The organism is Halalkalibacter oceani (genome assembly GCF_040544555.1).
Classification (GTDB): Bacteria; Bacillota; Bacilli; order Bacillales; family Bacillaceae_D; genus Halalkalibacter; species Halalkalibacter oceani.
In genome coordinates this window covers 151238-163976 of sequence record NZ_JBEPKD010000006.1, presented here as the reverse complement: position 1 = coordinate 163976, position 12739 = coordinate 151238, and the positions used below count along the sequence as shown (strand labels likewise).

Annotated in this window: 14 protein-coding genes; 4 read left to right on the top strand and 10 right to left on the bottom strand. The window is 48.9% G+C overall.

What is annotated here, in order from left to right; genetic code table 11:
- Positions 1–344: 344 nt before the first annotated feature.
- Positions 345–1187 carry a Cof-type HAD-IIB family hydrolase gene (locus ABMB67_RS09510; RefSeq protein ID WP_251221492.1) on the bottom strand — a complete coding sequence of 281 codons (843 nt, stop codon included), beginning with the start codon at positions 1185–1187 and terminating at the stop codon, positions 345–347.
- A 161-nt stretch (positions 1188–1348) separates the two neighbouring features.
- Here ABMB67_RS09510 and ABMB67_RS09505 point away from each other — a divergent pair, with 161 nt between their 5' ends.
- Complete coding sequence (locus tag ABMB67_RS09505; RefSeq protein ID WP_354571920.1) at positions 1349–1534, top strand: hypothetical protein; 186 nt, start codon at positions 1349–1351, stop codon at positions 1532–1534.
- Positions 1535–1623: 89 nt separating this feature from the next.
- On the opposite strand, the gene ABMB67_RS09500 is transcribed toward ABMB67_RS09505, so the two are convergent.
- Entirely contained in the window at positions 1624–1977 is a 354-nt protein-coding gene (locus ABMB67_RS09500; RefSeq protein WP_251221490.1) for a YlbF/YmcA family competence regulator, read from the bottom strand.
- A 105-nt stretch (positions 1978–2082) separates the two neighbouring features.
- Positions 2083–3222, bottom strand: a complete 1140-nt coding sequence (locus ABMB67_RS09495) for a DUF445 domain-containing protein (RefSeq protein ID WP_354571919.1) — start codon at positions 3220–3222, stop codon at positions 2083–2085.
- A 129-nt stretch (positions 3223–3351) separates the two neighbouring features.
- Here ABMB67_RS09495 and ABMB67_RS09490 point away from each other — a divergent pair, with 129 nt between their 5' ends.
- The 3 genes from ABMB67_RS09490 to ABMB67_RS09480 all read left to right on the top strand — a co-directional run bounded on the left by ABMB67_RS09490 (position 3352) and on the right by ABMB67_RS09480 (position 5862).
- The gene (locus ABMB67_RS09490) at positions 3352–3519 is read left to right on the top strand and encodes a hypothetical protein (protein ID WP_251221488.1); all 168 of its coding nucleotides are present in this window, start codon (positions 3352–3354) and stop codon (positions 3517–3519) included.
- 230 nt (positions 3520–3749) lie between these two features.
- Entirely contained in the window at positions 3750–4649 is a 900-nt protein-coding gene (locus tag ABMB67_RS09485; protein ID WP_354571918.1) for a PucR family transcriptional regulator, read from the top strand.
- Positions 4650–4764: 115 nt separating this feature from the next.
- Entirely contained in the window at positions 4765–5862 is a 1098-nt protein-coding gene (locus ABMB67_RS09480) for an ABC transporter ATP-binding protein (RefSeq protein WP_251221486.1), read from the top strand.
- 136 nt (positions 5863–5998) lie between these two features.
- Here ABMB67_RS09480 and ABMB67_RS09475 read toward each other — a convergent pair whose 3' ends face one another.
- The 7 genes from ABMB67_RS09475 to ABMB67_RS09445 form a co-directional block, all read right to left on the bottom strand.
- Complete coding sequence (locus tag ABMB67_RS09475; RefSeq protein ID WP_251221485.1) at positions 5999–6328, bottom strand: NIPSNAP family protein; 330 nt, start codon at positions 6326–6328, stop codon at positions 5999–6001.
- Between the two features lie 73 nt (positions 6329–6401).
- Positions 6402–7535, bottom strand: coding sequence for an iron-containing alcohol dehydrogenase (locus tag ABMB67_RS09470; RefSeq protein ID WP_354571938.1), 1134 nt, complete (start codon positions 7533–7535; stop codon positions 6402–6404).
- A 107-nt stretch (positions 7536–7642) separates the two neighbouring features.
- Positions 7643–8419: an SDR family NAD(P)-dependent oxidoreductase gene (locus ABMB67_RS09465; protein ID WP_251221483.1), complete on the bottom strand. Its 777-nt coding sequence runs from the start codon at positions 8417–8419 to the stop codon at positions 7643–7645.
- Positions 8420–8541: 122 nt separating this feature from the next.
- Positions 8542–8787, bottom strand: coding sequence for a hypothetical protein (locus ABMB67_RS09460; protein ID WP_354571917.1), 246 nt, complete (start codon positions 8785–8787; stop codon positions 8542–8544).
- Between the two features lie 64 nt (positions 8788–8851).
- Positions 8852–9064 carry an alpha/beta-type small acid-soluble spore protein gene (locus tag ABMB67_RS09455; RefSeq protein ID WP_251195537.1) on the bottom strand — a complete coding sequence of 71 codons (213 nt, stop codon included), beginning with the start codon at positions 9062–9064 and terminating at the stop codon, positions 8852–8854.
- Positions 9065–9256: 192 nt separating this feature from the next.
- A complete protein-coding gene (locus ABMB67_RS09450) occupies positions 9257–11134 on the bottom strand; it encodes an AMP-binding protein (RefSeq protein ID WP_390189393.1) in 1878 nt (625 codons plus the stop codon).
- A gap of 75 nt (positions 11135–11209) precedes the next feature.
- A complete protein-coding gene (locus tag ABMB67_RS09445; protein ID WP_354571915.1) occupies positions 11210–12733 on the bottom strand; it encodes an acyl-CoA carboxylase subunit beta in 1524 nt (507 codons plus the stop codon).
- Positions 12734–12739 lie beyond the last annotated feature (6 nt).

Below are 12739 nucleotides of genomic sequence, written 5' to 3'. Positions count from 1 at the left end.
AAGGTGTTTACCTAGACTCTTGACCAAGACACTATCGAAGCGGATGAAATAGACGGAGACTCCTGCGAGAGAAAAAGCAACGGTGAGACCCCACAGGGCGGTAGCCCGAGGAGGCTCATCAGCTTCCCGCCGAAAGCGAAGTTTATTTCAGGAGCGGTGAACTTCCCCTCATGTAGGTAAAACACTTGATCTCCCCTTCATAAACTTCAAATGAAAGAACTTGACTAATCGTAAGAAGGATCTGAACCAAAACGAGTCAACGAATTTTCTTTGACCACCATCCAATGAGATCAGGGTGTCCCAAAAGGACGACGAACTCCTTTTTGGCACACCCTTCGTTTATGTTATAATTGCACGCGTAGCTGCTTGCGGAACACCTCTCTGATCATGTACGAGACACCATTCTGCTCATTGGAGCGTGTCAACCAGTCGGCTGCTTCTTTGACCGCCGGAGTCGCATTGCCCATCGCTACGCCAAGGCCGGCCTGGGAAATCATTTCGACATCATTGTCGTAAGCGCCGATGGCGACCATTTCACTAGGCTCAATGCCAAGATGCTGCCCAAGTACGCTCAGCCCCCGCGCTTTTGAGGCTTCGGCATGGATGAAGTCATAGCGCCCCGCCCCTGTTTCCATCACATGGATCCCTTTTACCTGTTTTTTGATTTGCTGGATGGCTTTTAACTCCTCGCTGTCATGAAAGAACTGTACTTGTATTTTAGGAGGCGGACTCGCATCCTTTAACAATTGCTCACTGACAGAATCAACAAATGAAATCGGATAGTAAAGCGGATCACCGACCCCGACCGTCATTTTGGCAATTAAATTGCTTTTTTGGCGCACTCTGTTCCCGGTCGCATGATCTTCATGCAGAACGCGGATGTGACATTCATATTGCTCGAGAAAATCGGTAATCTGGATCGCAATTTCCGTCGGGATCGCTCTGACAAACAGCGGCTCTTTGTTCGAAGAGGCGACAAATGCCCCATCATTTGTAATCAAATAACTCGATAATTTTAATGATTTCGCTACCTTTTTGGCCGATGGAAACGGCCTTGACGTCGCCAATGTCACATAGACCCCTTTTTGTTTAACATAGTCAATTGCATCCTTTGTCTGCCTTGCTATTCTGGCATTTGCTTTTAGCAATGTTCCATCGATGTTCAGGGCTAGCAAGCGGTATGTCATCTTCCGTGTCCCCCTTTTCTCGTTGTCCATGATAAAAATATGGATTCACTCTTCTCCCTTAGCTTATGAGAAATGCCGTCAAGATAGAACTGCTCATTCTATTGAAAACCCTTCCTATCCGCTATATACTTTTTAATAACATCCAAAAAGGAGTCTTGACTGTGAAAAGATTGTTATCGTTTTATTTATTTCCTCCATTGATTCTAATTCTTTTATCTATATCGAGCATGGAACGGCCTATTGCCAACATTGGCATGACGATTCTCGCTTCCACTGCTCTCGGTCTGTTTGCAGGCTTTATTTTTCATATGGCCACCCTGATTGGCAAAAAACTGACGAAGCATTAATCAATAAAAACAGGCAGCCCTGAGAGGACTGCCTGTTTCGACGCCATGGCGTATATGTTCACTGGTGAGCTTCGGCATCGCTTCAGCGCTTATTGCTGTTCCGGGTTGCCGTAAATCGCTTCAAGCGGTTCGGTAATGATCTTGTTGATATCGCCGATGATCACGCTCAAACGCTGCTCTGCTTCCATCAGCTTTGAAATCAGATCATGCTGCTGGATCACTTCAAATTGCTGTTGAGCCTGCTGCGCTTCTTCCTCGGTGATCTGAACTCCCTGCATTTGCTTCTGCTGAAGATCAAGCTGAAGTCGGCGGAAGTTATCAAGCATTTTCTTCGCAATCTCATCTGCTTCAATTTGCTCATGCAATGATTTCAATGTCGTAAACTCTTCACTTTCCGCTAAACCGCGCTTTAATTCCTGAGCCTTATCGTATACATTCGACATAAGGTAAGTCCTCCTAAAAAACATAGTCTTTTCGACTATAACATGTTCACTCCGACATTGCATCCCCTATAGCGAAATGAAGCAAATACTACAGTCGCTTTTCCTTTACCCGAGCATCAGCACAATAAAACTTTGAATCAGCCCGATCACACCGCCTAAAAGCGCCCCGAGATAAGTGATCATTTTAAATTCGCGCCTTGAAATCGATAAAACCAGCTCCTCGAGACGCTCGACAGAAAAGGCTTGTACTTGTTCGCGGACAATGTCGTCCAAATGAAAGCTCGCCAGTAAGGTTTCTAAATGAAGCGCAAGCCACTCGGTGAGCAGGTCAACCCCTTTCGGAATGATTGCCGTCGTAACCGCTTCTTCATACTTCGCCGCCCATTCGTTCAGCGGCAGCTCAAGCCACTGATAAACCGGTACCTGCTGTTCGGCTGTCTGCACGAGCCAGGCGACAGTCTGTTCTTCATTTAAAAATTCTTCAAGCTCTCCGAGACGCTTTTGCTTGATATTACGCCATTCCTGGTTGAGCAGGTTTTCGACGAGCTGGCTTGTCCCTTCATCGCGGAAAAATTTGATCAGTTCAGGCTGGACTTTATCGACAAGCCGCTCATTTCCTAAAAACATCGACACCATATTTCCGATCGTCCCTTTTTGCGCGAGAAACCGATCAATCATCATACTGAGCCTTTCTTTTCCCTCTGGCTGCTGGAGAAAATGTTGGCCGCGCTCCAACAGATAAGCGGTCAGCTTTGGAATTTGCTGCTCTACCGCTCCCATTAAGGGGACCGGCAGGATCTGCTCCAGCGTTGTCTGCTGATGCTGATCAAAAAAAGCGCGGTATTTTTGCTGGATAAAGCGCTCAGTGCGCTCCACCGCCAGCTGCTTTGGCTCCTTTATGTCTGTATGCTCTTTCAGCAGCTGCGCAACGCTGACTTCACTCGCTGCCAGCTTCTTGACCTCACCCTGAAGCCAGCTCGTCATGCCGCTTGTAAAAGCAGAGCTTTTGAGCTTCTTTGCCAGTCCTTCTGCTGTCAATAAATAATCGACGACCATTTTGCCAAGCTGTGAGGCCAATTCATCATGACGCTTTGGAATTAATCCCGGCGTAAACGGCAAACGCCATCCCCTAATTTTTATCTCCCGGTACGGGCGAAAGAGCATTTTTATCGCTAATGAGTTGGTCACACCGCCGATAATCGCGCCGATGATGACCATAAAACCAATCAATCCTACTGTTTGCAACCGTGTGTCACTCCTTCAATGTTCTCTACGATAGCTCTAGTATACGATACGTTGTGACATCAAGCCAGCTTCGCTCGATGTATAAAATCATCCTCTCTCCGCCACGCTAGCAGTAAAGGAGTGGTGCAGATGGCAGATAAAAAAGATTCTCAGCACGAAGGACGAGATAAGTACTTTGTCGATGTTGACCGGATGATTAACGAAGGGCTTGGCGGCGGCACCGTCAATGACCACCATGCCGGAAAAATTGAACAAGCCCGTGATTTCAAGGAGGAGGATCCACCAGGCGAACAGTAATTAAGTCTAATCAAATAGCAAAACCGTTCCTTCAAGCCCAACCAAATGGTCAAAAACCTTCCTCCTTTTGGAACGGCTTCGCTCGCTTTGCCCGCTAATAAAACCGATTATCGGGCTTTTGGAAAGCGGCTTCGCTCGTTCCTTCAAGCCCAACCAAATGGTCAAAAACCGACCATTTGGTTGGGCTTTTTGGTATACTGTTGGAAACGTGTGTGGGAAGGGGATTGAGGATGATTGAGAAGGTGAAGCGGCAGTTTGCCGGGGCGATTTTTCCAGGGTCTTATCAGCCGGATGCGGAGGGTGTATTGTGGTTTGAGGGAGAGGATGAGAAGCCGCTCGGATTTGTTAAGGCGAAGCTGACGGAAAATGAGCAAATGCTGTTATCGCTCCTGCTGGAGGCTTATCGGCCTTTGCCTCTGCCGAAGTCGCTTTCTGAGAAGCAGTGGGCGGATTGGCTTTTTCATCAGGGCAAACCGCCTACTCAGCCTGAGTCGGTGCAATTGATTCACTTTCTGCTTGAAAAGCAGATTGAGGACGTCGCCGCTTTTCAGCAAATTTGGGAGAGCGAGTTTGATTTGTCGATGACCTTTTTGTGGATCAGTCCGACAAGGGGAGTCATTGTTACGGACGCCAGGCAGCAGGACTATGAATCACCTGATTATTTAAGCTTTTGTGAAGCTCTTTCGACCGATTTCTATGTCGATGTTACTCTTCTGATCGGAGCGAGTCAGCCGAGATCATTGGCAAAATCACAATTTCAGTGGGAGTCGGCCTGCTTTGACCGCTTCGTTGCGCCTAAAAAACGAAAGCGCGTTTATTACGAATATGAACTGATTCCTTACTTTTGGCTACAGTCCTTGTCAGCTCAGGAGCGAAGTCAATTTATTAGCCGGATTTTCGACAAAGAGCTGCTCGCGGATCAAGAGCTGTTAAAAAGTCTCCGCTTCTATTTCGAATCGAATCTCAATATTTCCGCCGCCGCCAAAGCCCTCCATATGCACCGCAACAGCCTGCAATACCGGATTGATAAATGGATGGAGCGGACGAGCTTTGATATCCGCCAATTCCCTCAGGCGGTCGTCGTCTACGTGGCGCTGCTTTTACTTGAGGAGGGCGTTTATCCTAAATAAGCGGTGCCTATTTGTCATTGTGCACAGCGGTTCCATAAAAGTTTGTGCAACGTTGCCATAGCTCTTCTCTCTCAAAAAACTTACAATTCAAATAAGTTAATGAGGAGGGACAATGATGGCAGAGATTCAATTAAAGAATGTGTACAAGGTATATGATGGGGATGTCACCGCTGTGACCGATTTTAACCTCGATATTGAGGATAAGGAGTTTATCGTGTTTGTCGGTCCTTCCGGCTGTGGAAAATCAACGACCTTGCGGATGATTGCCGGGCTGGAGGACATTTCAAAGGGTGATTTGTATATCGGCTCAAAACGTATGAATGATGTCGCCCCAAAGGATCGCGATATTGCGATGGTGTTCCAGAATTATGCGCTCTATCCTCATATGAATGTTTATGACAATATGGCGTTCGGGCTTAAGCTCCGCAAGTTTAAAAAAGATGAAATTGACCGGCGGGTGAGAGATGCCGCCAAAATTCTCGGCTTAGAGGAAATGCTCGATCGAAAACCGAAAGCGATGTCGGGCGGACAGCGGCAGCGTGTCGCTCTCGGACGGGCGATTGTCCGCGACCCGCAAGTGTTTCTTATGGATGAACCGCTTTCCAATCTCGATGCAAAATTGCGCGTACAAATGAGAGCGGAAATTATTAAGCTGCACAAGCGCCTGCAAACAACAACGATTTACGTCACGCATGACCAGACGGAAGCGATGACGATGGCGACACGGATTGTCATTATGAAGGACGGCTTTATTCAGCAGGTCGGCTCGCCAAAAGAAGTGTATGACAACCCAAAAAATATTTTCGTCGGGGGTTTCATCGGCTCCCCGGCAATGAACTTTCTCCAGGGTCGGATTGAGGGCGACTCGTTCCAGGCGGGCAATATTGCGATCAAGGTTCCAAGCGCCCGCTTAAAAGTGCTAAAGGAGAAAGGCTATGATGGGGAAGAACTGATTCTCGGCATTCGCCCTGAAGATGTTCATGATGAACTGGCGTTTATTGAGGCTTCGCCTGGCACAAAGATCACGGTGCAGGTTGATGTGGCGGAACTGATGGGAGCGGAAACGATTCTTTATACAACGATTGAAGGACAGGAGCTCATCGCCCGTATTGATTCCCGCACAACGGTGGCGAGCGGCGATTCAATTGATCTCGCCCTTGATATGAACAAAGTCCATTTCTTTGACAAGGAGACTGAGCTCGTCATTAAATAAAGACGGCTTATCTCACGTAAGAGACTGGAGAAAGGGAACTCGAAGAAGAGTAATGGCTCCGCTCATCACGAAAAAGCTGCTGAAAAAGTATGATTTTCACTTTTCCAGCAGCTTCCTTTGTCCCAGGCTCCTGTCATTATGACTTGTTTTTTCCGCCAATTGGGGAAAAGTCGGCGGCATAGAGCAGCTTCGACTCCTGCTTTTCAAGCATCGGAAAAGCGGTCGGCACAAATTTTTCAATCCAGTCTGGATCCTGATAAAGCTGTCTTCTTTTCACAGCGCGGTCATCCATGCTTTCGTATTCCCAGACGTGAATGACCTGGTTCAGTTCGCCAATATCCGTGTACCACCAGGCGACAAGCTTGGCATATTTCGTAATAACCGGAAGACCATTTTCCTCAAAATGCTTTAAATACTCCGGGACTTTCCCTACTTTAATCGTGTACGTTCTCATTTCATAAAACATGTAATCATCTCCTTTTTTGTAGTATCGTTTCTACCATCACTGTACGGATCAATGACCGATATGTAAAGAGGGATCAAAGCTCCTCAGTGGCGTAAGCGCGTTCGATAATTGCTGCAATATCTTCGGCCCGTGTCAGGCGGGGATTGGACAGGACATTTGCGCTTCTCATCGAATCTTCGACCATTTGCGGCAAGTGGTCAAGTGAAACGCCTAACTCTTTAATATTATTTGGTATATTCAAAGATTGATTTAACCGTTTGACAGCTTCAATTGCTTTCTCCCCTGCCTGAAGCGTATTTAACCTCGTGACATTTTCCCCGAGCGCAACGGCAATATCCTTCATTTTCTCAGCGCAGGCCGGAAGATTAAACTCCATGACAAATGGCAGCAGCGTCGCATTGGCGATTCCGTGCAGAATGTTGAACACGCCGCCGAACGTATGAGAAATCGCATGTACATTTCCTAAACGCGACTGCGAAAAGGCGACTCCGGCCAGCATCGAGGCAACGAGCATATTTTCCCGGCTCTCCACATCAGTGCCGACGAAATAGGTTTTCTCTAAATCAGTGGCGATCATTTTAATCGCCTGAATCGCCAGCGCGCGACTCACAGGCGTCGCATCCTTCGACACGTAGGATTCAATCGCATGGGTTAGAGCATCCATTCCTGTGGCCTCTGTAATGCCTTGTGGCAGCTGCAAAATCAATCCCGGATCTAAAAAGGAGACCTTTGGAAAGAGATGAGGGCTGATAATGACCGCTTTAAACAGCGTCTCGCGGTCTGTAAAAACGGTTGAAGCTGTGGCTTCACTGCCGGTTCCCGCTGTCGTGGGGATCGCAAACAATGGCAGAGTCGGGTTCGGCAGCTTGCCAATCCCTTCATAGTCAAGAATGCTTCCGTTATTTGTTACCATCGCCGCGATCCCCTTTGCCGTGTCGAGACTGCTTCCTCCGCCGATGCCTAGCACCGAATCACATTGCTCGGCGTTGAGAAAAGCGACCCCTTCCTCGACCAGCTCCGCCTTCGGATTCGGCTCTACGTCATTATAAATGGCATAATCAATCCCGCTGCTGCGTAAGGAGGCTTCAATTTTTTCCAGCAAATTCGCCTGTCTGACTCCTTTGTCCGTGACAATTAACAGCTTCTTAAGACGATAGCTTTTCAATGTTTCTCCAATTTGAGCGGAAATACCCCGACCACATTTGATGATCGTTGGAATTGAAAATTGTTAATTTTTCCCCATTTTCTCCTCCCTCCCTTTGTAAGCGCAATCATTTTTTTCATTAGGAATGATGGTCTGACCATAATAAATAATTATGATTGTGGTGGAACAAAGGAAGGATGACCGGCAAGGAATCCGCCATCAACCGCTAAAATATGGCCGGTAATAAAACTCGCCCGCTCCGATACAAGAAACTCAACGGCTTCCGCGACTTCTTCCGGTGTGCCGAAGCGCTGCTGAGCTGTTTGATTGAGCAGTTTTTGGCGGTAATCCGGTTCCTCCAGTGTTCTTCGCGTCATTTCCGTTTCAATAAAACCTGGGCTGACGGCATTCACTTGAATATTATGCTTGCCCCATTCAACGGCTAGCAGCTTCGTATATTGGACAAGTCCACCTTTCGCTGAAGCATAGGCACTTTGGTTCGGGGTAACGATATGAGACTGCATCGATGTAATATTTAATATTTTACCTGACTGCTGTTGAATCATCTGCTTACCGACTTCCTGACACATCCGGTACGCCCCGCTTAAATTAATATTTAATACTTTCTCCCAATCCTCTTCCTGATAGTCCTCAGCTGGAATGCGGATATTAATTCCGGCACAGTTAACGAGAATGTCAATCCGGCCAAACCGATCGATCACTTCATCGACAAATTGCTGAACAGACTTCCGTTCGGAAACGTCGAGCACAAGTCCATGAACTTCTCCGATGGAGGAAAGCTCCGTTACAGTTTGCTTACTATCGGCTTCCGTACGGCTGCCGAACACAACGAGATGCCCTGCTTGAAGAAGCCTTTTGACGACCGCTTTTCCAATACCGCGGCTCCCTCCTGTCACCACTGCAATTTTTTGTTGTTCCTCTACCACAGTCTATTCCCCCTGTTAACGTTTTTATCCCTTCAATAACAAAGGAATATGCTTCACATTATATAGTCTTTCTCGATATTTTTGCAAGAAAATTCGCTAAATTAGGAGGAAAAGGAGGGGGCTTACTGTTCTTTTACTTGATACACAAAAGAGCTCGAACAGGCGGGACAAATCATATAATGAGGACAAAGCTGTTCTTCCCGGTCATTTGCGATGCCATTGGCGGCCTTCGCTACTTCAATTTCTTCATAGGGCCTGTAGCTGTCTTCGTAATCCATAATTTTGCCAAAATCAACAGTGCGTACATGACAAGCTGGGCATGTGTAATCAATTTGACTCATGCCGTTGCAAACCGTACAGATCGCCATTTCGATACCTCCCCATTGTTTAAAGGGTGCCCTAAACGGACACCCTCTTTTTAAAGCCATTTCATTATTGTTGTTTAAATCCGCCCATTTGCTGTTCAGCCATTTGGACAAGGCGCTTCGTGATTTCTCCACCTACAGAACCGTTAGAACGAGAAGTCGCATCAGCTCCAAGCTGCACGCCAAATTCTTGCGCAATTTCGTATTTCATTTGATCAAGCGCTTGTTGTACACCAGGTACAAGAAGTTGGTTTGAATTTCCGTTGTTGTTGCTAGCCATTTGATTCACCTCCTTCTGTACTTCTAGTGTGGTTTTTTTAGAGGCAGATATGTACGCACAAGCTGTGTAATAAATGGAAAAAGAGCTTGCGACAAAAGCCTGTCGCAAGCTCGAAGCAATGAGCGGAACCGCCACCATCTTTAAAATCCTGTGGCGTGTGAAACCATTGCCGTGCTTTTTCATCCCCCTAGGTTATTTCGGGCGCAGTGCTTTGATCTCATTTACGATCTCGGGATTTTCAAGTGCCGTTTGGTTGCCGACCTCTTCGCCTGCATAGGTGGCCTTCAAAATGCGCCGCATCACTTTTCCATTTTTTGTTTTTGGCAAATCAGGAATAAAGTGAATCGCCTGCGGGATGAACGCTTTTCCCAACGTCCGCGCGAGATGAGTTTTTAGCTCCTGTTTCAATGACTCATTTGCCGACACATCCCCGTGGAGAACAACAAAGCAGATCGCCGCCTCTCCTTTTACCGGATCGGGAATGCTGATTGCCCCCGCTTCATGAACGGCGCTATGACTGACCAAAGCCGTTTCAAATTCATTTGGTCCGATCCGCTTTCCGGCGATCGTAAACGTATCGTCCGAACGTCCGCTGATTCGCCAATAGCCCGACGCGCTGCGGACAGCGGTATCGCCATGCACCCACACGGATGGCCAGCGGGACCAATACGTCTCAATATAACGTTCCGGCTCGTTCCAAAACCCGTTTGTCATCCCGACCCACGGCTTTGTCAAAATCAGCTCACCGGCTTCTTCTATGACCTCTTTCCCTTCCGCCGAATACACGGCCGCCGCCATTCCCGGCAAGGCGGCATTAAACGTACTCGGCTCAATCGGCCGGATCAGAATATTTCCTAAAATCCCGCCGGCAATTTCCGTGCCGCCTGAATAGTTGATGATCGGCAGCCGGCTTTTGCCAACATGGGTAAACAGCCATTCCCACGGTTTATCATTCCACGGTTCACCTGTTGAGGCCAGCACCTTTAATTCAGACAGCTCATGCCTCTGCGTCCACTGTTCACCATACTTCATCAGCGCCCGCACCAAGGTCGGTGAAAGACCGAAATGAGTCACCTTGTACTCAGTCGCCAGCTGCCAAAGCCGATCGGGGGCCGGATAGTCGGGAGCGCCTTCATAAAGCACAATCGCGGCACCATTAAGCAAGGCACCGAACATAAGAAAAGGTCCCATCATCCAGCCGAAGTCAGTATACCAAAACATGCGGTCCTTCTTGTTCACGTCCATGCAAATCCCGGCATCAAACGCCGCTTTCAACGGAAAGCCGCTATGAGTATGGACGGTGCCCTTCGGCTTGCCGCTCGTTCCCGACGTATATAAAATCATCAACGGGTCGTCGCTGTTCATCGTTTCTGTTTTTTTAAGCGGCGGCGAGCGAAGAAGTGCTGTCCATTTTACATCGCGTCCCTCTTTCCACGAAACTGCCGTTTTCAGCCGCTCAACGACGACGACATGCTGAACAGTCGGGCACAAGGCTAATGCCTGATCAAGCTCCTGCTTCATCGCAATTTCCTGCCCTTTGCGGAAGTAGCCGTCAGCGGTGATGACAGCCACCGCCTCAGCCGCTTGAAGCCGCGTTGCGACAGCCTCGTATCCATAACCGGAGAAAATCGGGGAAAAAATCGCGCCGAGCTTCGCTATCGCCATCAGCGCAATCACCGTTTCCGCCAGCACCGGCATATAGATCATCACGACATCTCCACGCTTCACACCGAGCTTCTTCAACCCGGCGGCGATCCGCTCCGTTTCCTCCGTCAGCTCCTGAAAGCTCATGCTCCGCTTTTGCCGATCCTCACCTTCCCAAAAAAGGGCCGGCTGTTGACGATATTCTGCCGTGGCGCTCCATTTTTCAATCGCATTATAGCTGGCGTTAAGCAGACCGCCACGGTACCAAATCGGCCATTCGATCCCCCTGGCCGGGTCATAAGCCCTCTCATAGCGCCTATACCAGCTGATTTCCAGCTCTTTTTCCGCCTGTTCCCAAAACCAGCCGGGATCAGTAATCGAGCGCTCGTAAAACTCCTCATAATCAGTAAAACCGAGCCTTTCCATCCATTGATAAAGCCTTGTTCTTTCGATTTCGTCCACTGAAGGGCGCCAGCTTTTTTCCACGGCTCTACTCCTTTCTTACACGGGATACACCGGGTGCTTCCGTTCGCTAAACGTTCTTTCCTGTCCTTCATAAGCGGAAAAGCGTCGGGTCAGCTCCTCCCGCAAATCATCGCCTTCTACGATCCCGTCAACGACCATTTCGGAGGCAAGATGATAAATATCAATATCCTGCTGATAAGCGTTGCGACGCTCCTCGATAAAAGCTTTTTGCTTATCCGGAGGAAGCTCGGCAATTTTTTTCGCATACACGGCCTGCACGGCCGCTTCCGGCCCCATGACGGCAATTTGTGCCTGTGAGAGGGCGAGACAGCAATCCGGCTCGAACGCGGGACCGGCCATCGCGTATAACCCTGCACCATATGCCTTGCGAATAATTACGGAAATCTTCGGGACAGTCGCTTCGGCCATCGCGGCGATCATTTTCGCGCCGTGGCGAATAATCCCGGCGCGCTCGACTTTCGTTCCGATCATGAAACCCGGAATATCGGCGAGAAAAAGCAGTGGAATATGAAAGGCATCACAGAGCGTCATAAATTTTGCCGCCTTATCGGCTGAATCGGGAAAAAGCACGCCTCCTTTTACCTTTGGCTGATTGGCGACGATTCCGATCACCCGTCCGTCCAAATGGGCGAATCCGGTAATCAGCTCGGGCGCGAACAGCTTCTTCCATTCAAAAAAGGAGTTCTTGTCGATCAGCCGCTCAATCAGCTGATACATATCAAAAGGGGCATTTTGATTGGCCGGAATCAGCTCATCTATCGAGCCGGGAACTGACGGCCGCGGCTCAGCCCAGCGAGGCCGCTCCTTATAGCTCGCCGGAAAATAACGCAAATAATCGCGGGCAAAACGGATAGCCTCCTCCTCTGTCGCCGCCAGAATATCGCCGCAGCCCGACACTTGACAGTGCATCCGCGCTCCTCCCATTTCTTCAAGCGACACTTTCTCGCCAATGACCATCTCGGCCATCCGCGGTGAGCCTAAATACATCGACGCATTGCCATCGACCATTATTACCGTATCGCAAAAAGCAGGAATATAGGCGCCGCCGGCGGCGGACGGTCCGAATAGAAGACAGATTTGCGGTACCTTGCCCGATAGCTTGATCTGCTCGTAAAAAATCCGGCCTGCCCCGCGTCGTCCCGGGAACATCTCAACTTGATCGGTAATTCTCGCCCCGGCAGAGTCGACTAAATAGAGCAGCGGGACGTGGAGCTTTTCAGCGGTTTCCTGCATTCGTATCATTTTTTCGACCGTCTTGGCCCCCCACGACCCGGCCTTGACGGTCGAATCGTTGGCGATCACGCACACGGTCTGTCCATTTATCTTGCCTATTCCCGTGACAACACCGTCAGCCGGCAGCCCTTCCTTTAACGCATTGGCAAACAATCCGTCTTCCAGCGCCAGACCATCGTCCAAAAGCAGCTTGACCCGTTCGCGGACGAACAGCTTGTTTTGCGCTTTATTGCTGGCATGGTAATGCGGCTTTCCTCCGGCGCGCAGCTTCTCCGTCCGCTCATGAAATGTATCTTCCTGCGTCATTTTTCT

Coding starts and splice junctions, on each gene's coding strand:
- ABMB67_RS09510 (WP_251221492.1), bottom strand. CDS start 1,187: ATGACATACCGCTTGCTAGCCCTGAACATCGATGGAACATTGCTAAAA.
- ABMB67_RS09500 (WP_251221490.1), bottom strand. CDS start 1,977: ATGTCGAATGTATACGATAAGGCTCAGGAATTAAAGCGCGGTTTAGCG.
- ABMB67_RS09490 (WP_251221488.1), top strand. CDS start 3,352: ATGGCAGATAAAAAAGATTCTCAGCACGAAGGACGAGATAAGTACTTT.
- ABMB67_RS09485 (WP_354571918.1), top strand. CDS start 3,750: ATGATTGAGAAGGTGAAGCGGCAGTTTGCCGGGGCGATTTTTCCAGGG.
- ABMB67_RS09480 (WP_251221486.1), top strand. CDS start 4,765: ATGGCAGAGATTCAATTAAAGAATGTGTACAAGGTATATGATGGGGAT.
- ABMB67_RS09475 (WP_251221485.1), bottom strand. CDS start 6,328: ATGTTTTATGAAATGAGAACGTACACGATTAAAGTAGGGAAAGTCCCG.
- ABMB67_RS09460 (WP_354571917.1), bottom strand. CDS start 8,787: ATGGCGATCTGTACGGTTTGCAACGGCATGAGTCAAATTGATTACACA.
- ABMB67_RS09455 (WP_251195537.1), bottom strand. CDS start 9,064: ATGGCTAGCAACAACAACGGAAATTCAAACCAACTTCTTGTACCTGGT.
- ABMB67_RS09450 (WP_390189393.1), bottom strand. CDS start 11,134: ATGGAAAGGCTCGGTTTTACTGATTATGAGGAGTTTTACGAGCGCTCG.
- ABMB67_RS09445 (WP_354571915.1), bottom strand. CDS start 12,733: ATGACGCAGGAAGATACATTTCATGAGCGGACGGAGAAGCTGCGCGCC.